Source organism: Bacillus sp. FSL H7-0578 (assembly GCF_038630855.1).
Classification (GTDB): Bacteria; Bacillota; Bacilli; order Bacillales; family Bacillaceae; genus Bacillus; species Bacillus safensis.
Genome location: NZ_CP152045.1, coordinates 2,614,386 through 2,636,312 on the forward strand (window position 1 = coordinate 2,614,386; position 21,927 = coordinate 2,636,312).

A 21,927-nucleotide genomic window follows, 5' to 3' on the forward strand; every position below is an offset into this window, starting at 1 on the left:
GTACTGACTCGCACCAGCCGTCAGCTCTCTTCAACAGGGAAAGATCATTCTACTGAATCTCAGTCAAAACCTTTTCATATTCAACTAATGTCATTTTTAACACACTTTTGATATCAAGTCAACTGATGAAAAAATTTAATCTTCCATTGTCGAAAGGTCGCCAGCAGGTAAATTCAGCTCCCACGCCTTTAGCACACGTCTCATAATTTTTCCGCTTCTCGTTTTCGGCAGTTTGTCTTTGAACTCAATTTCTCGCGGTGCCGCATGTGCTGCGAGTCCTTTTTTCACAAATGTACGAATCTCTTCTTTCAGCTCATCTGTCGGCTCATATCCGCTTCTAAGCGCTATAAATGCTTTAATAATTTCACCGCGGACCGGATCTGGCTTTCCAATGACACCAGCCTCCGCAATAGCTGGATGTTCGACCAGTTTACTTTCCACCTCAAATGGACCGACCCGCTCTCCTGACGTCATGATGACATCATCGACACGTCCCTGGAACCAAAAGTATCCGTCTTCGTCCATATAAGCTGAATCTCCTGAAACATACCAATCTCCCGGCATAAAGTAAGATTCATATTTTTCAGGATTGTTCCAGATCGTATGCATCATAGAAGGCCAGCCTTTTTTAATCGCAAGGTTGCCCATCCGGTATGGCGGAAGTTCATTTCCTGCATTATCAACAATTGCCGCTTCTACGCCTGGAATTGGTTTTCCCATCGAGCCTGGCTTGATGTCCATGCATGGATAATTACAAATCAGCTGTGCACCCGTTTCTGTCATCCACCAAGTGTCGTGAATTCTCTTGCCAAAAACAGCATCTCCCCAGCGGATGACTTCTGGATTAAGCGGCTCTCCCACACTTAAAACATGGCGGAGCGAGCTGAGGTCATATTTTTGAATGAGATCATCCCCTGCCCCCATGAGCATTCTAAAGGCGGTCGGGGCACTGTACCAAACAGTTACACCGAGTGATTCAATGGTTTCATACCACGTATCAGGATTAAACCGGCCGCCTAAAATCACATTCGTCGCCCCATTTAACCACGGTGAAAAAATACCGTACACTGTGCCTGTAACCCAGCCTGGATCAGCTGTACACCAGTAAACGTCATCCTCTTTCAAGTCAAGCACCCATTTACCAGTCTGGCCTTGCTGGACCATTGCACCATGGACATGAAGCACACCTTTTGGCGTACCAGTAGATCCTGATGTGTAATGAAGCAGGAAGCCGTCTTTTTCATCCATCCATTCAATCTCAAGCTCCTTTGCTGCCTCCTCAAACGCCTTTTCATAGTGAATTGTCCGCACACCATCGACGTCTTCGTTTTCACCGCCGACAATGACGACAGATTCAAGCTTCGGAAGCTCTGCAAATGGAATTCGCTCAAGCAGATCAGGTGTTGTCACGATCACCTTTGCCTCGCTATTCTCTAAACGGTCTTTGACAGCACCTTCCATAAATGCCTCAAATAACGGGCCAACGATCGCTCCAATTTTAACCGCACCAAGCAGAAGAAAATAGAGCTCAGGTGATCTTGGCATAAAGATAAACACGCGATCCCCTTTTTCTACATGTGCCTTTTCTCTGAATAGATTTCCCGCTTTATTTGTGTTGATTTTCATATCCCTGAACGTATACTTTTCATCCCGCTGTGAATCTTTGTAGTGAAGCGCCACCTTGTTCTGACGAAACGAGTCCGCATGTCTGTCAATCGCTTCATAGGCTGCATTTATTTTTCCTGTTTCATACCAGGGGAAGTTTTTTCTAGCTTCCTCCCATGAAAAATCTTTGTATGCCTGCTCATAATCATTTAAATGATAATCCCCTTTTACTGATGGTAGCGTTTCCAATTTCATCAAACAGTCCCCCTTTGCATACGTTTACAATGACCATTATAGTATAGATGACTTTTTTTCTCAATTTTTAAAAAACTTCTGATGAAACCGTTTTAATTATTGCAAGTTTTAAGATAGAATAGAGACGACTCACTAGAATTAGGGGCGGTGGATACGTGGAGCATCCTAAAACTTATTATTCAAAAACCATTGAGCGAGAAACAGGTTCCATCCTGGTTGAAGGACCGGTACCTGCATCAGAGCTTGCGAACTATACGTTTCATGAAGGACTAACGGCATTTCGCACGCCTGAGGAACAGAAACAAGCACTTGTTGAAATAGCAGATCTTCCAGAAGGACGTATTATCATTGCAAGAGCGAATGAGCTTGTCGTAGGCTATGTCACGTATTTGTATCCTGATCCACTTGAGCGCTGGTCAGAGGGCAAAATGGACAATTTAATTGAGCTTGGCGCGATTGAGGTCGCTCCTCCATTTAGAGGATGCTCACTTGGCAAGCATTTGCTTGATGTGAGCATGATGGATGAGCAAATGGAGAATTACATCATCATTACAACTGAATATTACTGGCATTGGGATTTAAAGGGGACAAAGAAAAACGTTTGGGAGTACCGCAAAATGATGGAGAAAATGATGAACGCAGGCGGTCTTGTCTGGTTTGCAACAGACGAGCCAGAAATCAGCTCACATCCAGCCAATTGTTTAATGGCCAGAATTGGGAAACATGTGAGTCCTGATTCGATCGAGCGTTTCGATCGTCTTCGCTTCCATCAGCGTTTTATGTATTAACGTTTAATTCGTTTTTTTGGCAAAGGGGATTGGTAAACAATGATGATTGAACAAATTATGGAGCGTGATGTGATCACGCTGCGAAAAACCGATACGATTGAAGAAGCCATTCAAAAAATGAGTGCACACCACATCCGGCATATCCCGATCGTATCTGATCAAGGGTCTGTCATTGGGATGGTGACAGATCGGGATATTAAAAATGCCAGTCCAAGTATTTTTGAAACAGAGAAAAGGAAGCTCTTTATTCAGCGGCCAGTAGAAGAGATCATGGTATTAGAGACGATCACGGCTCACCCGCTTGATTTCGTTGAGGAGATATCAAGTGTCTTTTTTGAGCACGGAATTGGCTGTCTTCCAGTGGTGAGACGCGGCAAGCTTGTAGGCATTATCACAAAAACAGATCTGCTTCGTACGTTTGTAAGACTGACAGGTGCAGATCAGCCTGGGTCGCACTTAGAGGTTGAAGTGGAGCAGATGACAGAAAGCCTCGCAGATATTACAGCCATTTTAAAGGAGCAGCATATTCAAATGCTGAGTGTGCTCGTGTACCCGCATGCCAATGAGGCATCTAAAGTGCTCGTATTCCGCCTTCAAACCATTCATGCAGATCATGTGACGAAGCTAATTCGCGCAAAAGGCTATAAAGTGCTCTGGCCTATGGAGCAGACGATCAAATGAAGGAAGCGACCTTTGTTTTTTCACCATCTTTTCAAACGTACCAATTTAACCAAGATCATCCCTTCAATCAGCTTCGTGTCTACTTAACTTATGATCTACTTCAAAAAATGAAGGCGTTAACAGAGGATGAAATCGTTGCACCGCGTATGGCTACTCTGGAGGAATTAAAGCTCGTCCATACAGCAGATTATATCCAGGCTGTGCAGCGGGCAAGTGAAGGAAAGCTGTCTACGGCAGAGGGTGAACGATACGGTCTTGGCACTGAAGATACACCGATGTTCGCAGGCATGCATGAGGCGGCATCTCTCCTTGTTGGCGGAACATTAACAGCGGTTGACCAAGTGATGCTCGGTCATTCGCAGCATGCCCTCAATCTTGGCGGCGGGCTTCACCACGGATTCAAAGGGCGTGCATCTGGCTTTTGTATTTATAATGACAGCTCTGTGGCGATTCAATATATTCAAAAGACATATGGCGCTAGAATTTTATATATTGATACGGATGCTCATCATGGCGATGGTGTCCAGTTCAGCTTCTATGACGACCCAGAGGTATGTACGGTGTCCATTCATGAAACGGGACGCTACTTATTCCCTGGAACCGGACAAGTACAGGAAAGAGGCCACGATAAAGGCTATGGCTATGCTTATAATATTCCACTAGATGCATTTACGGAAGATGAATCGTTTCTCGAAGCATACCGAACAGCAGTGACTGAGATTGCTGCTTTTTTTAAACCAGATGTGATTTTGACGCAAAACGGGGCAGATGCACACTACTATGACCCGTTAACTCATTTATCTGCCACCATGAAAATATATGAAGAAATTCCTAGACTTGCTCATGAGCTTGCGCATCAATATTGTGACGGCAAGTGGATCGCTGTTGGCGGAGGGGGATATGATATTTGGCGCGTCGTTCCAAGAGCGTGGAGCCGCATTTGGCTTGAGATGAAAGGCATTACACCGCCAGATGAGCTCCCTCAGGACTGGATTCAGGCATGGAATAAGCAATCGCCTGTTACCCTTCCACCTACATGGAAAGATCCTGACGATATATATCCACCGATCCCAAGAAAAGCAGAAATCACAGAAAAAAATGCTCAAACAGTAGAAAAAGCACTCATGCCTGTTAGAAGAGAAAAGAAAAAGGCATAAGAAAAGCAGGCTTTCCCTCATGAGGTAAGCCTGCTTTTTTTGTTTTATTTTGTTGATTGTCTTTCTTCAATTCTGTGCGGAAGCTCAACAATTTGATCGTCCACTTGTTCTTTGTTCATCAGCTTTGTGAGCAATCTCATCGCAACAGCACCAATATCATATGTCGGCTGTACAACTGTTGTCAGCTGAGGACGCACCATGAGAGAAAGTCTTGTATTATCAAAGCCAATCACTTCTAAGTCTTCAGGAATAGATACCCCTCTGTCTTGTGCTCCATGAATGACACCTAGAGCCATTTCATCTGTAGCTGCGATAACAGCTGTCGGCTTATCAGACTGCTCAAGCAGATGAGCAAGTGCTTCAATTCCAGAGTCATAAGAGTAATCGCCTTCAGCAACAAGTGCATCGTCAAACGCGATACCCGCTTCTTCAAGCGCACGCTTATAACCTGCAAGCTTTCTCACGGAATTAATTGGCTCTGACATTGGACCAGAAACAAACGCAATTCGTTTATGTCCTTTTTCAACTAACAGCTGAACGGAATCATAAATCGCCTGCTCATAGTTGATGTTAACCGATGGTGTTTGAGCCTGCTCTTCAACAGATGCTGCAAGAACAATCGGCACAGGAGAGCGCTTAAATTCTTCCACATGCACATCTGTGATATTTCCGCCCATAAAGACAATTCCGTCTACTTGTTTGCCGAGCATCGTATTTAACAAATGAAGCTCTTTATCTGTATTTTGATCTGAGTTGCTCAAAATAATGTTGTATTTATACATCGTAGCGATGTCTTCAATACCGCGTGCTAATTCCGAATAGAAGATACTAGAAATATCAGGGATGATGACTCCGACTGTCGTTGTTTTTTTACTTGCTAGGCCTCGAGCCACTGCATTCGGACGATAGCCAAGGCGGTCAATTGCTTCAAGCACCTTTTTTCTTGTTGTTGGTTTTACGTTTGGATTACCATTTACTACGCGTGATACCGTTGCCATACTTACATTTGCTTCTCTTGCTACATCATATATTGTAACATTATTCACATAAATCACTCCTTCAAATACACTTCATATCTATAGCATTCACCAATTGGATAGAGACATGTCAGATACGAGGAAAATAATATCCTATTTGTCATTAAAACGATGAAAAGAGACACATAATTTTTCAATCTACATCAAAATGACATTCTTTTATGAAATTATACACGTTTTTTTGTCATATGAAAACGTTCCCTTTCTTTTTATAACTAAATTAAACAAACTTTAATCAGCTTGTTACCTGTAAATTGAATCATATTTCATAAAAAAACATTGAGAACGCCAGCTATGACAATGATCTTAGCAGATTCTATCGAATTTTAAAAATGAAAACATTGTGAACAAGCACTTTTTAGGGTTGCAATGTGCTTTCTTCCTTTCATTCCCAAACTTCATGGTATTTCTCCATAAAAAAACCGCCGGGCAGTTATCCGGCGGCTATTTCTATCTATGATTACGCGTGAATATTCACAAGTGGTCTTAATGCATCTAACCATTTTTCGAATTGTGGAATGTCCATTTGCTGCGCTGAGTCAGACAGTGCAACAGATGGATCTGGATGTACTTCTGCCATGACACCGTCTGCTCCAATCGCAAGAGCTGCTTTTGCTGTTGGAAGGAGGAGATCTCTACGTCCAGTTGAGTGCGTCACATCAACGAAGACTGGTAGATGTGTCTCTTGTTTTAAGATTGGCACTGCCGAGATATCTAGTGTATTTCTTGTCGCTGTTTCGTATGTGCGGATACCGCGCTCGCAAAGGATGATTTGATCATTTCCTTGGGCGATGATGTATTCAGCTGCATTGATGAATTCTGAAATGGTCGCTGCAAGACCGCGTTTTAAAAGAACTGGTTTCTTCACGGAACCGGCTTCTTTTAATAGCTCGAAGTTTTGCATGTTACGTGCCCCAATTTGGATGACATCGATATGCTCAATCGCTTCTTCAATATGAGCAGGATTGACAATTTCACTAATGACAGCAAGACCGTATTCATCCGCTACACGCTTTAGAATCTTTAGACCGTCTACACCAAGTCCTTGGAAGTCGTATGGACTTGTGCGAGGTTTAAATGCGCCACCGCGAAGTAGTTTTAATCCCTGCTGTTTCGCTGCTGCCGCTACTTCTGCGACTTGCTCGTAGCTTTCAACGGCACATGGTCCAACGATGAAACGCTGCTTTCCATCACCGATCGCTTCCCCATTGATATTCACGATTGTGTTTTCTGGCTTTTTCTTACGAGAAACAAGAAGTGCTTTGCTGTGGTCATCTTCTTGAAGCTCTAGACCTGCTTTGAAAATCTCTTTGAAAATATGCTGAATCGTTGAGTTTTCAAATGGCCCATCATTTTCTTCAAGAATTTGGTTCAGCATTGTGCGCTCTCTGACAGGATCATAACGGTTGACACCTTGCGCTTCTTTTGCTTTTCCAATTTCTTTGACAATGTTTCCTCTTTCATTGATCAGTTTTAGAATTTGAAGATTTAGTTCATCTGCTTGCTGCCTCAATTTTTCTAGTTCATTGTTGCTCATTTTTGTCATCCTTTCCTCTGCCTGCTCTCGCTTTTTATTTTTTCATTCTTGCATGATAGGGTTTATTATAAACAAAGATTTCGGAATTGTCACGAAAATTTTCTTTATTACCCAAACGCTTTTAAGCGATAAAGTATTGTATGTAAGATTATAGCATACTTTTTGTTCAAGTAAACCTTTTTTATAAAAAAAACGTCAGCCGCTGCTGACGTTTCTTTCTTTTACAGATTATGTTCAAGCGCTTCTTTTGTAATGCTTGAGTGAGAAGCATGCCATTTTACTTTTCCACCGCTAAAGACGAGTGCCTGCGGACTTTCGTGCTTTACACCTGATTTTTCAGCCACGTAGGATGAAAGCTCTCTCGTGTTTTGAATTTGCAAGAAATACGTTGGCACGTCTTCATGTGCAGACGCAAATGCTTCAAACTCTTGAAAAGCCGCTTGGCTGATCGGACATGTCAAACTGTGCTTAAAAAAGACAAAGGTCCCATCTTGATTCGTTAATTGATCAAACTGTTCTTCTGTTTCAATGAGTTGTTTTGACATGATGTTCTCCTTCTTCACTTCGAGCAGTGAGAGTTAGCCTTTAGTAGATTGTTCTACTTTTTCTTTGACATCTTTGATGCCGTCTTCAATTTCTGATTTTGCTTCTTGTGCTCTTACTTTTGCTTCATCTGCTACATCAGATGCTTCGCTTGCCAAATCCGCTGCCGCATCTTCTGCTTCATTTTTCACATGATTAGCTTTTCCAGCCGCACGCTCTTTTATGTCTTTCACTTTGTCTAAAATCTGGTTTGACTGCTCTGCTACAAGCTGAGACAATTCAGACGTTTTATCTTTTGCAATCGTCACATATTCAGTGCCTTTTTCTTTTGCATCTGTTGTGAGCCGGTCTGTTTTTTCTTTTAACGCATTCGCTTGGGTGTTCAAATCATCGCGAAGCTCTTTCCCTGACTTCGGTGCTAAAAATAATGCTGTTGTTGCACCAACAATTCCACCAATAAGTGTTCCGATCAAAAAGTCTTTGCTATTGATTCCGTCTTTGCTCATGATTATTCCTCCTATGCGAATATGGTTTATTTTTGATGTTTACGCTGTTTCCATTTTTTATAAATTTCAAGTGCTGCGTTACTCCAGCTTACCACATCCGTCACTTTTTCTTGATTTCTTTCAACGGATGAAGAAACCGCACCAGCTGCCTGCTTTATGCTTGTATTAAATTGGTTGATCGAGCCGCCAATTCCCTGCACCGCATCCACAACTGTGTTAAGTTTTGCTGATTTGTCTTGAATATCTTCAGCAAGCTGATTCGTCTTATGTAGCAACTGTGCTGTCTCTGTGGTGATGCCTTGCATCTGACCTTCAAGACCTTCTAAAGTTGATGCAACATTCTTTAATGTCAGCTGTAAGGATTTTAATGTTTTGGACAAATAGATGACAAGAATGAGGAAAGCAATTGCGATCAGTGCAACGCTTAGATATAGAATAATAATCATCTGATACCTCCTTTGCTGCGGGCATATTCAATTCATTACCCTCTCGTTGTATCATTCAAACATCGCCTAGAATGACCGATTGAATAATAATTCTACACTTATTCGCTAATTCCTGTCCACAGCGAACGAAAAAAAGCGCCGCATGTTGACACATTTAGCCCTTTTGTCACATTTTATTCAAAATAAAAAAAGTGCCGTGTGAAACGGCACTTTTTTAAAGCATTTATACAGCGACTTTTTCATAAGCACGCAAATACTTCTGAATGTCTCCTGCTCCCATAAAGATCAGAATCGCATCTTCGTGCGTTTTCAGCACAGATGTATCTTCTTCCTCAATTAATTGGGCCTGCGGGATTTTTTCTCGTAAATCTTCAATGCTCAGCTTCCCAATGTTTTCACGGGCTGAACCGAAAATATCACAAAGGTAGACATAGTCGGCTTTCTTTAGACTGTCAGCAAATTCACTTAAGAATTGCTGTGTACGTGTGAACGTATGCGGCTGGAAGACAGCCACAATATCACGGTCCGGATATTTTTGGCGAGCTGCTTCAATCGTGACTTCAATTTCAGTTGGATGATGTGCATAATCGTCAATTAAGACCTGCTCACCGACCACTTTTTCATTAAAGCGTCGTTTCACACCGCCAAATGTCGTTAATGCGCCTTTGATAAGCTCTACATCAATGGACTCATAGTGACATAATGCAATGACAGCTAACGAGTTGAGGACATTATGATTTCCGTAGGCAGGAATGTAGAAGGTATCATAAAACGTATTGCGTACAAATACATCAAATGTGGTACCTTCCGTATTTTTCACAACATTGCGTGCTTGGAAATCATTTTCTTCGTTGAAACCGTAGTACACAACAGGTACCTTCGCTTGAATCTTTGGCAGATGCTCATCATCACCGCAGGCAATAATGGCTTTTTTCACTTGAAGCGCCATGTTTTGAAACGCATCAAACACGTCATCAATATCCGAGAAATAATCAGGATGATCAAAATCAATATTGGTCATGATCGCATAATCTGGATGATAGCTGAGGAAGTGTCTGCGGTATTCGCATGCTTCAAAAACAAAATACTCGCTGTTTTCTTTCCCCATTCCAGATCCATCACCGATTAAGTACGAAGTAGGTTTGGCTGCCTGCATGACGTGAGCAAGCAGTCCTGTTGTCGATGTTTTGCCATGAGCACCAGTAATCGCAACGTTTGTGAATGAATCCATGTATTCTCCAAGGAATTTATGGTAACGAATGACAGGAATCCCTTCAGAAAGGGCGCGTTCAATCTCAGGGTGTGTATCAGGGAATGCATTTCCTGCAATGACCGTCATCCCTGGCTGAATATTATCTGGGTCAAATGGTAGAATTTTAATATTTCGTTCTTCTAACGCTTTTTGTGTAAAGATATGTTTTTCGATATCCGATCCTTGGACAGTATACCCAGTATCATGAAGAATTTGGGCCAGTGGACTCATACCTGTCCCTTTTATTCCAACAAAATGATAAACAGTCATAATTGTACCTCCAACAAACGTCTATCTGACTTACAGTATATGACGCTCATTTCAATTTGCAACTTGTGATTTTGCCTCTAGCTGATCACAGATCGCAGCTCCAAATAAAGATTTTTTCCGATCTTCCTATTCTAATCAATATTAACTATGATTAGTATCCGACAACTTTCCCATTTCTAACACCTGTTTCCGCTTATTTTACATAAAAAAGCGCTCTGACAGACATGCGAAAAGCGTCCAATTACAAAATTTCACCTATGTGCTATCATACCATGTTTATGAAAAAAATGAAGTGGTTTGTTTAGATCAACTGTTCTAAGTCACTCAGTGTCATGAGCACTTCTCTTGGCTTACTGCCTTTCGCACCAGAGATCATGCCCTCGCGCTCCATCATGTCAATCAACCTGGCTGCACGGTTGTAGCCAATTCTAAATCTTCGCTGCAAACTTGATGTACTAGCGCTATTCTGCTCGATGGCAAAACGGCAGGCATCCATAAACAATTCATCTTCGTCTGTAATCGCAGAGCCCTGCAGCATGAGTTCCTCCTGTTCAAAAAGGAACACTGGCTTGCGCTGCTTTCTCACATGTGCCACCACTTGATCAATCTCACGGTCTGATACAAAGTTCCCTTGCAGCCTTGTCGGTTTGCCGGAGCCATTTTCTAAGAAGAGCATGTCTCCTTTTCCGAGAAGCTTTTCTGCACCTGCCATGTCAATGATCGTTCTTGAATCCACCTGACTTGAAACAGAAAATGCAATTCTTGTTGGAATATTAGCTTTAATGAGACCTGTAATGACATCAACAGAAGGTCTTTGTGTCGCAATCAATAAGTGAATGCCGCATGCTCTTGCTTTTTGTGCAATTCGGCAGATGCTTTCTTCGACTTCATTTGGTGCGACCATCATTAAATCAGCCAGCTCATCGATCACCACGACGAGATAAGGCAGTTTTTCTCCCATTTGTTTTTCTTTCACAAGCTCATTGAATCGTTTAATTTCTCTCACGCCAGAGTGTGCAAATAGTTCATAGCGTCTTTCCATTTCATCCACTACCCATTTCAGAGCAGCAGTTGCTGTCATGGCATCGGTGATGACTGGACTCACAAGATGCGGAATGTGGTTATACGGCGCTAATTCAACCATTTTAGGATCAATTAAGAGCATTTTCACTTCATCTGGTGATGCTTTAAACATGAGGCTCACTAAAATCGTATTAATGCAGACGCTTTTTCCTGAACCAGTGGCTCCGGCAATTAAGCCATGCGGCATTTTTTGCAGATCAACCACGACAGGCTGGCCTGAAATATCTAATCCGAGTGCCGCTGTTAAAGGAGATGGATTGTCTCTAAACGCACTGCTTCTGATCATTTCTCTTAAGAACACCATTTTACTGTGCAGATTTGGCACTTCGATCCCGATCGTGTTCTTTCCTGGAATCGGTGCTTCAATTCGAATATCCTTTGCGGACAAACTAAGTTTAATATCATCTGACAGATTCGTGATTTTGTTCACTTTGACACCTGGTTCTGGATGTACTTCAAACCTTGTCACAGAAGGTCCCTGTGTGACATGAACGACACTTGCTCTTACGTTGAAATTTTTAAGCGTCGCATTGAGCAGCTCTGCCCGCTCTTTCACCCATGTGCCGTCCTCTTCTTTTTGAGCTGGCGGTACGTCTAAAAGGGCAAGGCTTGGAAAAACATACCCTTGTGTATCGGCTGCTTTCTTTTGTCCTTGCACGCGCTGATCGCTTTTTAACATCATGACATTAAACGGAACCGTAGAGGTTTGCCCGCTTGTGCGTTGTGGCTGCGGAGATGTCTGTTTTGGTTCTTCTTTCTTGACTTCATGCGTTTGTTCTTGCTGCTCTGTCTGCTCTATAACGGTTTCTGCCGCTTCAGATGCAGTTTGTTCCTCTGTTACTTGTTCTACTGGCATCACTTGATCTTCTTCAATTTCAGCTTCTTGGACCAGCTGATCTTCCTGCAGGTCATGTTTGACTGGCTCAGCTTCTTCAAATGCTGCCGCAGGCGCTTCTTCTTGTTTGTCTTCTATTGGATCAGCCGCTACTTCTTCCACCGGTTCTGCTGAAATGTTTTCTGTTAACGCCGCTTCTTCTGATGGCATGTCTACTTCCATTTCAATCGCTGGCTGCGAAGGTTCCGGTGTTTCGAAGGTCAACATGTCTATTTCCTCAGTATGATCTTCAAACTGATGGACAGGATCGTCCTTTATTTCTTCTTCATCACCGGAGACAGTCTGTTCCGGCTCAGACTCAACGGGCTGCTTCTGATAGACTTCTGCTTGCTGCTTATGTACATCAGCTTCATGATGATCTTCTGGATCGTTTTCTTCTGGCTCGATGAAAGGCTCGTCAGTTAAACGTTCCAGTGTCGATTGAACATGATCTTGATAAGCGAGTTCCTCTTGCAATGTATGCGGGGTTACTGCTGGCTCTTTGTCCGTTCTCTCTTCTGCTGACACTGAAGCCATTTCCTCGATACGTTTTTCTTTCTGTATAGACGGGATGTTCATTTGCTGTCTGACATTCCGTTCACGCTCTGCCTCTTCTGATAACAGTGTGACACGCTGCGCCGTTTCTTCTGCTGCTTTCCTTTGAACTGAAGCTGTTCCTTCTTTTGAATCTGCCCGTTTTGGACGCATATCCTGATGATAGCCATAGATCGGTGATGGAATTTGCTCTGGCTTGAATGGCTTTTTATTTATATCAGGCTGAAGCGTTTGTTTAGGCTGATAGGTTTTCTGCTTTGCCTTTGGCTGGCTTGGTTTCACGCGTCTTCTCTCCTGCTTCACTCCATCACGCTGGGGTTCATCTGGAACGAGCGGAAAGCGAAAGTTCCCTTTTGGATATTCATAATACACTTTCGTATCTTCGATTTTTTTATATTCTTTATGCGGTTCAAAAGCTGGCTGCTTTGGTGCAGCTAGATCTTCTTCAGGTCTTGCAGCTTTTTCTTCTTTCTTTTCTTCTCCTAAAAATACACTAAAAAATTTATCTAACCAACTCATCATTTATCACTCACTTTAACTCCCCTTACGTTTTCTTGGGCGATTTTTAGTATACCATTGCTTTTTCATGCAGAAAAGCTAGAAAAGTGCCGCTTTATGCTGTTCATGCTGTTGTAGATGAAAAAAAGTCACTAAGTACGTACTTAGTGACTTTTGGTATAACACATTCTTCGCTCCTATGTGCCCGTTTATGGGAGGTTACGCTTTAAAGGGTTCGCCAGCTTGATGGCTTCCATCTAAAACAAGAATCCCTTTTTCAGCAGGTGCGTCTGGAAGATCTAACTCTTTTGCAGAACAAATCATACCGCTTGATGGAACGCCTCTTAGCTCAGCATCTTTGATGACCATACCGCTTGGCATCACTGCACCGACCTTCGCCACCACAACATATTGACCTTGGTCAACGTTTGGTGCACCGCACACGATTTGTAAGGTTTCATCGCCCACATCAACTTGGCAAATGTTTAATTTATCTGCATTCGGATGCTTTTCTTTTTCCTTTACATAGCCGACAACAAATTTTGGTGATAAATCCACAGTCAACGTTTCACTGACACCGTTACGGTTTAAAATTTCATTGATATCTTGAACAATGGTTTCAGAAAGCGGAACAGATCCGTTTTCTTCAATTTTCATGTAAGTGGATGCATTGAAGATATTAAAGCCTGTTGTTTCTTTTGTTTCTTGATTGAAGATTCGTACAACATCTCCAAACGTCTCATGACCTACTTCTTCTCTCGTCACATCTTTCAATGAAATAAGGAGTGTGTCGCCTACACCTTCTGCATTATAAAAAACGTTCATTCTTCAAAATTCCCTTCTACTGCTGTTTTGGTCTGCTTTTTGCAAGTATAAAGATCGGTTCAAGCTTACCCTCGTCATATAAAAATGACAATGCGGTAATCGGAACCGTGCCGCTGGCGAAGAAGCTCATCGACATCTGCCCTAAAATATCATAGCCTGAATCATTGCGAACATCTGCAATGATGAAAACGTCTTGATGGGGAACAGAAATCGCCATCTGCCCTTCTATTTTTTGCGCGTATTCTTGTAATAACGATTCATTTAAAAGTCTGCTGGCGTCATACCCGTCATTTGCACGGAAGAAATAAAACCGGTTGCCTGCCACTTCATCCATTTTCACTACTGTTTCTAGCGAACGGACGTTGAAGCTTGCAGTTTCTCTGATTCGCTCTTTTGTCCAGTTTTCCTTTTGGAGCATCTTTTCATCAATTAGTCGGTAGGTGCTTCCAAGGTCAAGCGCATAGTAGATTCTCGTTTCTGCTGTATGCTCATCAAACACGAGCGGAATCCCATCACTTGATGCCTCAGGAAAGGAAGTGGAACGAATGACCGGATAGATCTGCTTTTCTTTTCCTGAAATGTGCTGCGCTTCGCCTTTCATGGCACTCAGCGCTTCTTTCACATAATAGACGATCTCATCAATGGTTTCATCAGGCTTTACTTCCCACTTTGCAATAATTGGCGGGAGCTCTAGTGTGATGCCTTTGCCTGTTTGTTTATCTTCAATACGAAGCGTATCTTTTTCCCGGTCAAACTCGTGTGACCAGCTGTCGTTCGTCAGACGGCTTTTGAGTTCATTCGCAAGCTGTCTTGATGTCATTTTTGCCATCGTTTTAGACTCTCCTTTCGTTATTTAGAAAGAGAATCTGTTAAAAATGCTTCAATCTCTTCCTTTGTCTTACGATCTTTGCTGACAAAGCGGTTAATCTCTTGTCCGTTTTTAAAGACTAAAAAGCTTGGAATACCGTAAATTTCCCACTCTGCACAAGTGTCAATGAACTTGTCTCTATCGACATAGAAGTACTCAAATTCTGGGTAGTTTGCTTCAAGCTCTGGCAAGAATGGCTCAATAAATGTGCAGTCCGGGCACCAGTCAGCTGAAAATAGCAATACCGTTAAGTCTTCTTGAATCACTTTTTGTAATTCTTCATTTGATTCAATTTTTTTCATGTTTCATTCCTCCAGTTTGTATGGTTAAATCTCCGAATTGTATATAGCCTTTCTTTCTCATCCATTCTGATACTACCAAACTAATCACTGCCGGGCCAACGATATGCAAGAGAGCGATCGCCAGAAATACAGATGGATGAAACCCCATGACGGTCAGCGTCATGAGTTGTCCAACAAGCCCGCTCGTTCCCATTCCCGCTCCTGCCGCATTATTGACCATCCCAAAGCCAATAATACCAATTGGCGCGAGAATCAGACCAGCAATTGTCGGCGGAATCAGGATGAGGGGATTTTTCACAATGTTCGAAAGCTGCAACTTTGACGTTCCAATGCCGACAGCCGCAAGACCGCCAAAGCGATTTTCTCTAAAGCCTGCAGCGGCAAAGCCGACCATTTGAGCACAGCAGCCAATCGTTGCAGCACCAGCAGCTGTCCCGCTTAAGTCAAGCATGAGCGCAAGTGCAGCACTTGAGATCGGAGAACTGAGAGCAAGTCCAACAATGGTCGCTACCAGCATGCCCATGATCAGCGGGCTTTGATCTGTCCCCCACATAATGAGCCTGCCGAGCCCTGTCATCATGGCTTCAATTCCAGGTCCGATTAGGGCAGCGGTGAAAAAGCCAGTGATAATGGTGACAAACGGCGTTAAAATAATATCAATTCTTGTCTCACCACTGACCAGCTTGCCGAGTTCCACACCAATTAATGCTGCGGCAAAGCTTCCAGCAGGCCCCCCAAGCTCTGCTCCTGCAGCGCCTGAGACAACACTTGCAAAAATGATCAAAGGAGATGCATGTAAACGGTACGCAACCGCTACGCCGATCGCCGGTCCCATGAGCCCCATGGCAAGGGTTCCCATTTTAATGATGAGTGGAAGTGATAACAGACCGCCTGCTGTTTTTAAAATCAAACCTACCACTAATGTAGCAAATAGACCTAAAGCCATATAAGAAAGTGCATCAATGAAATACACCTTTGACGAAAGGGAGATCCCCTTTCTTTTTAAATAAGTCATCAACGTCGTCTTCCTGCTTTCTCATAGGAAAGACGAAGAGGCCTGTCCTTCCCATTATATGTAGTATTCTTGCGATGAAAAATAGTCTCTACCATGAATATCATAATCATATTTTTTTTGCTTTATCAAGCACTTCTTGTGTAACATGAAAAGAAACAGGACAAACCTTTACTAAGTTTGTACAAAAGGAGGAGATCGTTATGCAATTAACTGTCTATTTAGCTGGAGAAATTCATAGCCAGTGGCGTGATGAAATCAAGGAGAAAAGCCAATCTTTGAAGCTGCCGGTGACATTTGTCGGTCCAATGGAAAATCATGACCGCTCAGATAACATCGGTGAGGATATTTTAGGTGAGCAGCCGAATGCCATTTTCAAAGATGATGCAGCTTCTGATTTGAATAATTTTCGTACTGAAATTTTATTAAACAAAGCAGATGTCGTCATTGCTCGCTTTGGTGAGAAATATAAGCAGTGGAACACAGCCATGGATGCATCTGCTGCGATTGCAAAAGGTAAACCTCTTATTTTAATCCGTCCAAAAGAGCTGCACCATCCGTTAAAGGAACTATCAAACAAAGCAAATATCACTGTGGAAACCGTAAACCAAGCGATCAAGGCGTTATCTTATGTGTTTGAACAGCAATAAGAAAAAAGGCTGCTCTCATTGAAGAAGCAGCCTTTTTCTATTCTATTTATACTTGTTGGTAAATAGAATCCACTGTACTTTGATCACAATTTTTGACAAGGCGGACAATTAACTCTTTTGCCGCTGCGTAATCATCCACATGCAAAACAGAATGACTTGTATGAATGTAGCGTGCACAAACTCCAATGACAGCAGAAGGCACACCTTGGTTTGAAATATGAACACGTCCAGCGTCCGTACCACCCGGTGATACGAAATATTGATATGGAATGTTGTTTGTCTCAGCAGTATCAAGTACAAAGTCTCTCATTCCGCGGTGCGTAATCATTGTCCGATCAAAAATACGCAGAAGTGCACCTTTTCCAAGCTGGCCGAACTGTGTTTTGTCACCTGTCACATCGTTTGCAGGACTCGCATCTAAAGCGAAGAAAAGATCTGGCTGAATCATATTCGCAGCTACCTCAGCTCCTCTAAGCCCAACTTCCTCTTGAACAGTTGCTCCTGAGTACAGCTGACATGAAAGTGATTCGTCTTTTAATTCTTTTAATAATTCAATTGCAAGGCCGCAGCCATAGCGGTTATCCCAAGCCTTCGCTAAAATCTTTTTTGGATTCGCCATTGGGGTAAAAACCGTTGCAGGAACGATTTGCTGTCCTGGACGAACGCCAAGCTCTTTTGCCTCTTCTTCACTGTCTGCACCAATATCAATGAGCATATCTGACGGCTTCACAGGTTTGCTTTTTTGTTCTGGCGTGAGAAGGTGAGGAGGTGTACTAGAGACGACACCAGGAATTGGCCCGTGATCGGTATGGACGTCCACACGCTGCGCCAGCATGACTTGACTCCACCAGCCGCCAAGTGTTTGAAAACGAATCATCCCGTTTTTCGTAATCGATGAGACCATGAATCCGACTTCATCCATATGACCCGCTACCATAATTTTCGGTGCGTTTTCCGGTCCCTTGCGTACGCCAAACACTCCGCCAAGACGGTCTTGAATGAGTTCATCAGAATATTTCTCAAGTTCCTTTTTCATAAAAGCACGCACATGGTGCTCATTTCCTGGAGTTCCCTGTAATTCTGTTAAATTTCGGAAAAGCGACAATGTTTCTTCGTTCATTCTACAGTTTACCTCGTTTCTATGTAATGACCATATATATTCCTATAAAAATAACACTCACTTTATACTATAAGAATTCTTTCGGTTTTCCAAGTATCTCTCCAGAAATTTTGAATATGCTTTCAAGTATTCGGATTCCTTAACATCGTTGGACAAGTTTTGTATAATGGAAAAAACAGCAATACGGAGGTGCAGCACGTTGAAGTTAAAACATGTTCTGATTGGTGCGAGTATTGGCGTAGCCGCTGCAATTGTTGCAAAGAAAGTATTTTTCCCTACGTATATCTCATCTGAAAAAGCATTAAAAATTGTGAAATCTGCTTTTAAACAGCGCGGCCCAATTGATGGCTCTTGGATTTATACTGTACCAGAACCGTATACCGTAAATGGCGAAACGATTGATGTATACAAATCTGGCATTACCCGCTCTGCATTTGGTGAGCTTGAACAGTATGAAGTGATGATTGATGCCAAAACTGGCATGATCGTGGATGTAATTGATTCTGTTGCTTGATCAAGAAAGCTTCGCAAAGACGTGTCCTTGCGAAGCTTTTTTTATATGGCTTTAATTTTTTTGTACACAGGATGCCACATAGCGTCCTGCACAGCCTGAATAAGATCATCAGGCGTTTCTTCTGCTATTCCTTCATCAATTGCTGCCTGCGCCACACGGACGGCCACTGTCGCTGAAACGGTTCGAAGCTGATCGACACTTGGCAGCATCGCTGCACCCGGCTTCCCAACATTGACCATGCTTGCAATGGCTTCAGCACTCGCAACAAACATACTGTCTGTCATGAGGCGTGCTTTTGACACAATTGTGCCTAGACCAAGGCCTGGGAAGACAAGGGCATTATTCGCTTGTCCAATTTCATATGTGACGCCGCCATATTCGACAGGATCAAATGGACTTCCTGTTGTCACAAGGGCACGTCCTTCAGTCCACTCGATCAGATCTTGCGGCTTTGCTTCTGAAAGAGGTGTCGGATTCGACATCGGTAAAATCGCAGGGCGCTCCACGTGTGACGCCATTTCTTTTACAATTTCCTCTGTAAAAGCGCCTCCGACCGTCGAAGTGCCAATTAAGATTGTTGGTTTCGCCTGCTTGACGACCTCTAATAGATCAATCGTATGCTTTGGACCATTACGGGCATAATCCTTTACTTCGTCAGAACGTCTTGCATACGGCTTTTGAAATGGCTGAATGTCAGGTGAATCATCTGTGAGCAGCCCCGTTTTATCAATACACCAGAAATGATCATAGGACTCCTCTTCTTTGACTCCGTCTCTGACGATCGCATCACGGATTTGCTCGGCTATGCCAATACCTGCCGTACCCGCTCCAAAAATGACAATACGGTGATCTTTCAGCGGAACCTTCGAAGCTTTTGCACATGCCAGAACTGCAGCAAGTGAAACGGCGCCAGTCCCTTGAATGTCATCGTTAAATGTACAAATACGGTCCTTATATTTTTCCAATATCGCACGGGCATTCTTTGTCCCAAAGTCTTCCCAGTGAAGGAGTGCATTTGGGAAAGTAGCGCGGGCAAGCTCGACATATTGATCAATGAACTGATCATAGCGCTCTCCTCGAACGCGGGAGTGCTGGTTTCCAACATAAAGCGGATCATTCAAGAGACTTTCTTGGTTCGTTCCGGCATCAAGCACTACTGCCAGCACGCGGCTGGGATCAATGCCTGCTGCAGCTGTATAAACAGCAAGTTTTCCAACTGAAATGGCAATCCCGCCAACGCCCCAGTCTCCAATGCCTAAAATGCCTTCTGCATCCGTTGCAACGATTAAGTCGATTGATTCATCGACACCATAAGAGGCAAAAATCTCTTCCATGCCTTCCAGATCATCAATCGATAAATACAGCCCTCTTGGCTTTCGATATTCATGGCTATAACGCTGAATAGCCGTTCCTACAGTCGGCGTGTAGACAATCGGAAGCATTTCCGCCAAGTGCTCATTTAGCAGTTTGTAAAAAAGCACTTCATTTCTGTCATGAAGCGCTGTTAAATACACATTTTTCCCCAGTTCATCAGGCTGTGCCTTGAACTGTTCATATGCACGCTTTGCCTGATCCTCTAAGGTTAAGACCTTAGGCGGAAGAAATCCCTTTAACCCGAGCTCCTCCCGCTCTTCCTTTGTAAATGCAACCCCTTTGTTTAAATAAGGGACTGACATGACTTCCATTCCTCTTAATGGTGTTTCGATCACATCACCATGTACACGATAAAATTGGTTCACCTGCACTCTTCCTTTCACAAGTTCATTTTGTCGTTATTTTGTGTGAAAGGTGAAAAAAACATACAGATGATCTTTTATCTTCCTGTTTCTCTTTTGATTTCGTGTGTGATCTGCCCGTCTTCGTCCCATTTTACAGCACGATAAATGGCATCATGATAAAACAAGTACCACGCATTTTTTTCTTCTGCAAATGTCTGCCACTTTTGCTTGGCTGGAATCGAGGTCATTGGGTAATCATCATATGCCAAAACCCAAAGTGGATTTTTATGAGCATGTGTTGGCATGATATCAGCTAAATGAATCGCTGTTTCGCCCTCACTTGTGAGCGTTAAAATGCTATGACCATTGCTATGGCCGCCTGTATGATGTAGCTCGATTCCTTCTGTCACTTCGATGCTTTCTTCAAATGTGACCACTTGGTCTGCCACAGGCTCCCAGTTTTCTTTCCAATATGTATTTCTTGAGCGAATGTTTGGCGCTCTCATTTCATCCCATTCGATTTTCGATGTGATGATTTTTGCCTGCTGAAAAACAGACACGAGCTTATCGCCTTCACGTTTTGTTAATCCGCTGGCATGATCAAAGTGCAGATGTGTCATCAATACGTAATCAATATCTGCTGGGCGCAGGCCAAGCGCCGCTAGAGATTCTTCCAATTTGGTTTCCTCTGTCACGCCGTAATTGCGTTTTTGTTTATCTGTCAGCTTCCCTGATCCGATGCCGGAATCCACTAACAGGTGAAGACCCTTCCACCGAATGAGAATTGGATCACATCGTAATTCAATTTGATTGCGGTCATTTACCGGGTATTTTTTTGACCATAATGGCTTTGGCACGACACCAAACATCGCTCCGCCGTCCATGTGCGTATCTCCCCCGTTTAACCAAAACAGTTCCATTTCACCTATTTTCATTGTCTCCATTGCTGTCATCCCTCCTTTTTCTATCGTAGCAAATACAGCCAAAAATCGCATGCACCAATCTTTTCATAAAAAAAGCTGACTGCCATTTTTCTTTGCAGCCAGCTTGATATCACTTGTTATTCTGGGAATTTGACTTCTGATCGATAGATCGGTTGTCCCATAGACGAGAATTTCTCTTCATATTCAGTCATCACGTTTCCTTCTAAGCCGTCCTCATGTAAATCTAGGCTGACATACGTTAAAAGAAGGCCATATGCAGAAAAACTTTTTAAGGAATATTCAAATAACCCGCGGTTATCTGTTTTGAAATGTAACTCACCGCCTGGACGGAGTATATGTTCATATCGCTCTAAAAAGGTTTTAAACGTCAATCTGCGCTTTTCGTGTCTTGCTTTTGGCCACGGATCAGAGAAATTCAAATACACCCGGTCAATCTCATTTTCCGCAAACACATCTGTCAGCGTCTCAGCATTGATGTTCAAAAGCTTTACATTTTCAACATCTGTCTCTTTGATTTTATCTACTGCCGTCACAATAACACTTTTAAATAATTCAATGCCAATATAGTTGATATCAGGATGAAGCTTGCCCATTCCAGCAATAAAGCTCCCTTTTCCTGTCCCAACTTCGATATGGATTGGATGATCATTTCCAAACAGCTCATGCCATTTCCCTTTATATTGCTCGGGACTTGCTAAAGCAATATGAGCATTCTCAGCTAAGTAATCATCCGCCCATGGTTTATGTCGCATTCTCAATTTGATACACCTCTATTTTCTTTACATTTTATCAAGATACCATGAAACATAAAGACCCGCAAGACAGCATCTTCTATGTCCATATAAAAAGACCAGCCCTTCGCTTGAGCTGGTCTGCCGCATGTATAA

General features: G+C 42.8%; 21 protein-coding genes and 1 other annotated feature (1 of these 22 cut by a window edge). Of the genes, 5 read left to right on the forward strand and 16 right to left on the reverse strand.

Annotation, left to right across the window (positions count from 1 at the left end; all coding sequences use genetic code 11):
• Positions 1-76, reverse strand: a binding site (T-box leader); it reaches 156 nt to the left of the window's first position.
• Positions 77-135: 59 nt separating this feature from the next.
• A complete protein-coding gene (gene acsA, locus MHB41_RS13385) occupies positions 136-1,860 on the reverse strand; it encodes an acetate--CoA ligase (RefSeq protein WP_061109484.1) in 1,725 nt (574 codons plus the stop codon).
• A 155-nt stretch (positions 1,861-2,015) separates the two neighbouring features.
• Here acsA and MHB41_RS13390 point away from each other — a divergent pair, with 155 nt between their 5' ends.
• Genes MHB41_RS13390 through MHB41_RS13400 form a run of 3 tightly spaced genes read left to right on the forward strand, consistent with a single transcriptional unit; the run spans position 2,016 to position 4,486 of the window.
• Positions 2,016-2,648 carry a GNAT family N-acetyltransferase gene (locus MHB41_RS13390; protein WP_034279534.1) on the forward strand — a complete coding sequence of 211 codons (633 nt, stop codon included), beginning with the start codon at positions 2,016-2,018 and terminating at the stop codon, positions 2,646-2,648.
• A gap of 39 nt (positions 2,649-2,687) precedes the next feature.
• On the forward strand, positions 2,688-3,329 hold the full coding sequence (locus MHB41_RS13395; RefSeq protein WP_034279532.1) for a CBS and ACT domain-containing protein: 642 nt from the start codon (positions 2,688-2,690) through the stop codon (positions 3,327-3,329).
• Complete coding sequence (locus MHB41_RS13400; protein WP_061109485.1) at positions 3,326-4,486, forward strand: acetoin utilization protein AcuC; 1,161 nt, start codon at positions 3,326-3,328, stop codon at positions 4,484-4,486. Before MHB41_RS13395 ends, MHB41_RS13400 begins: the two co-directional genes overlap by 4 nt.
• A gap of 44 nt (positions 4,487-4,530) precedes the next feature.
• Here the strand turns inward: MHB41_RS13400 and ccpA are convergent, their stop codons facing one another.
• From ccpA to MHB41_RS13455, 11 genes are all read right to left on the reverse strand, one after another.
• The gene (gene ccpA, locus MHB41_RS13405; protein WP_024424851.1) at positions 4,531-5,532 is read right to left on the reverse strand and encodes a catabolite control protein A; all 1,002 of its coding nucleotides are present in this window, start codon (positions 5,530-5,532) and stop codon (positions 4,531-4,533) included.
• A 451-nt stretch (positions 5,533-5,983) separates the two neighbouring features.
• On the reverse strand, positions 5,984-7,060 hold the full coding sequence (locus MHB41_RS13410) for a bifunctional 3-deoxy-7-phosphoheptulonate synthase/chorismate mutase (protein WP_034279528.1): 1,077 nt from the start codon (positions 7,058-7,060) through the stop codon (positions 5,984-5,986).
• Between the two features lie 221 nt (positions 7,061-7,281).
• Entirely contained in the window at positions 7,282-7,605 is a 324-nt protein-coding gene (ytxJ, locus tag MHB41_RS13415; RefSeq protein ID WP_046312088.1) for a bacillithiol system redox-active protein YtxJ, read from the reverse strand.
• Between the two features lie 33 nt (positions 7,606-7,638).
• The gene (locus MHB41_RS13420) at positions 7,639-8,109 is read right to left on the reverse strand and encodes a YtxH domain-containing protein (protein ID WP_034279523.1); all 471 of its coding nucleotides are present in this window, start codon (positions 8,107-8,109) and stop codon (positions 7,639-7,641) included.
• 26 nt (positions 8,110-8,135) lie between these two features.
• Complete coding sequence (locus tag MHB41_RS13425) at positions 8,136-8,555, reverse strand: DUF948 domain-containing protein (protein ID WP_024424855.1); 420 nt, start codon at positions 8,553-8,555, stop codon at positions 8,136-8,138.
• Between the two features lie 223 nt (positions 8,556-8,778).
• The gene (gene murC / locus MHB41_RS13430; protein WP_025092288.1) at positions 8,779-10,077 is read right to left on the reverse strand and encodes a UDP-N-acetylmuramate--L-alanine ligase; all 1,299 of its coding nucleotides are present in this window, start codon (positions 10,075-10,077) and stop codon (positions 8,779-8,781) included.
• A gap of 301 nt (positions 10,078-10,378) precedes the next feature.
• On the reverse strand, positions 10,379-13,111 hold the full coding sequence (locus MHB41_RS13435) for a DNA translocase FtsK (RefSeq protein ID WP_061109486.1): 2,733 nt from the start codon (positions 13,109-13,111) through the stop codon (positions 10,379-10,381).
• 195 nt (positions 13,112-13,306) lie between these two features.
• A complete protein-coding gene (ytpR, locus tag MHB41_RS13440; RefSeq protein ID WP_024424858.1) occupies positions 13,307-13,912 on the reverse strand; it encodes a YtpR family tRNA-binding protein in 606 nt (201 codons plus the stop codon).
• Between the two features lie 16 nt (positions 13,913-13,928).
• Positions 13,929-14,741, reverse strand: a complete 813-nt coding sequence (locus MHB41_RS13445; protein ID WP_034279516.1) for a DUF1444 domain-containing protein — start codon at positions 14,739-14,741, stop codon at positions 13,929-13,931.
• 20 nt (positions 14,742-14,761) lie between these two features.
• Complete coding sequence (locus tag MHB41_RS13450) at positions 14,762-15,082, reverse strand: thioredoxin family protein (protein ID WP_024424860.1); 321 nt, start codon at positions 15,080-15,082, stop codon at positions 14,762-14,764.
• A complete protein-coding gene (locus MHB41_RS13455; RefSeq protein WP_101676755.1) occupies positions 15,069-16,097 on the reverse strand; it encodes a PTS sugar transporter subunit IIC in 1,029 nt (342 codons plus the stop codon). Before MHB41_RS13455 ends, MHB41_RS13450 begins: the two co-directional genes overlap by 14 nt.
• A 200-nt stretch (positions 16,098-16,297) precedes the next feature.
• Here MHB41_RS13455 and MHB41_RS13460 point away from each other — a divergent pair, with 200 nt between their 5' ends.
• Complete coding sequence (locus MHB41_RS13460) at positions 16,298-16,744, forward strand: YtoQ family protein (RefSeq protein WP_024426182.1); 447 nt, start codon at positions 16,298-16,300, stop codon at positions 16,742-16,744.
• 46 nt (positions 16,745-16,790) lie between these two features.
• Here the strand turns inward: MHB41_RS13460 and MHB41_RS13465 are convergent, their stop codons facing one another.
• A complete protein-coding gene (locus MHB41_RS13465) occupies positions 16,791-17,864 on the reverse strand; it encodes a M42 family metallopeptidase (protein ID WP_034279511.1) in 1,074 nt (357 codons plus the stop codon).
• Positions 17,865-18,063: 199 nt separating this feature from the next.
• Here MHB41_RS13465 and MHB41_RS13470 point away from each other — a divergent pair, with 199 nt between their 5' ends.
• Entirely contained in the window at positions 18,064-18,378 is a 315-nt protein-coding gene (locus MHB41_RS13470) for a PepSY domain-containing protein (protein ID WP_003217759.1), read from the forward strand.
• Positions 18,379-18,419: 41 nt separating this feature from the next.
• Here MHB41_RS13470 and MHB41_RS13475 read toward each other — a convergent pair whose 3' ends face one another.
• The 3 genes from MHB41_RS13475 to trmB form a co-directional block, all read right to left on the reverse strand.
• Entirely contained in the window at positions 18,420-20,117 is a 1,698-nt protein-coding gene (locus MHB41_RS13475) for an NAD-dependent malic enzyme (RefSeq protein WP_340900044.1), read from the reverse strand.
• 74 nt (positions 20,118-20,191) lie between these two features.
• Positions 20,192-21,040, reverse strand: a complete 849-nt coding sequence (locus MHB41_RS13480; protein ID WP_340900043.1) for an MBL fold metallo-hydrolase — start codon at positions 21,038-21,040, stop codon at positions 20,192-20,194.
• Positions 21,041-21,156: 116 nt separating this feature from the next.
• Complete coding sequence (gene trmB / locus MHB41_RS13485; protein WP_024424866.1) at positions 21,157-21,798, reverse strand: tRNA (guanosine(46)-N7)-methyltransferase TrmB; 642 nt, start codon at positions 21,796-21,798, stop codon at positions 21,157-21,159.
• Positions 21,799-21,927 lie beyond the last annotated feature (129 nt).